Genomic DNA, 903 nt, shown 5'->3' on the forward strand with positions numbered 1-903 from the left:
ATCGTCTTCGCGGTGACCGCGGCCGCGTGCGGCGGCGACGGGGACACGGGCGCGGCGGTGCTGTGCGCGGGCGCCGCCGTCTTCGCCGCGATCGACCGGGTCGTCATCGCCCGCCGCGCCCGCCCCTGACCCGTCGGGACGGCCGGCGGAGCCGCCGACGCCCGGTGGCCCGCGAGCGCCGGGGCTCAGTAGCCCGCGAGCCGCGCGCGGTCGGCCTCGACCTCGGGCGGGAGGGGACGGCGGTCGCGCAGCACGCGGGGCAGGACCCGGACGGCGGCGGCGAGCCCGGCACGGCCGTCCGCGGTCCGCAGCGCGGACGCGGCGGTGCGGGCCAGAACCGGCAGCGGCCGCCGCAGCCACGTCGTGAGCAGCCGGTTGCGGACCTCCCGGCGGCGCCGCCCGGCCGGGTCCCGGCCCGTCCGCGACGGGTGGTGGTGGACGACGAGCTCGGGCACGTACGCCATCCCCCAGCCCGCGGCGGCCAGGTCGAGGGCGAGCAGTTCCTCCTCGCCCGCGAAGTGCAGGACGTCGGAGAAGCCGCCGACGTCGAGGAACGCGTCGCGCCGCACGATGACCGAGCAGGCGAGGAAGCCGAGGATCGCGGGGCCCGGCAGCCCGTCCGGGCGGCCGAGGGGCGCGGCGGCCATCTCCTCCGACACCGGCTCGAGCCGTTCCTCCGCGCCGACGAGCACCCGCGCCGCGAGCAGCGCGACGCGGGGATGCGCGTCGAGGATCTCGACGGCCCGGGCGAGCGACCCGGGCGCCCACCAGGAATCGTCGTCGGCGAACGCCACGTAGCGGGTGGCGGCCTCGACCGCGCCGGCGTTGCGGGCGGCGGCGCCGCGGTTGCCCGGCAGCCGCAGCACGCGGGCGCCCGCCGCCGCGGCGACCTCGGCGGTGCCG

General features: G+C 80.4%; 1 protein-coding gene. It reads right to left on the bottom strand.

Annotated features, from left to right (window positions below; all coding sequences use genetic code 11):
- Nucleotides 1-185: 185 nt before the first annotated feature.
- Nucleotides 186-903, bottom strand: a 718-nt coding sequence (locus ACFQ11_RS37755; protein ID WP_378307758.1) for a glycosyltransferase, incomplete at its 5' end; no start/stop codon positions are given.

Origin of the sequence: Actinomadura sediminis, from assembly GCF_042675525.1 — a bacterium.
GTDB lineage: Bacteria > Actinomycetota > Actinomycetes > Streptosporangiales > Streptosporangiaceae > Spirillospora > Spirillospora sediminis.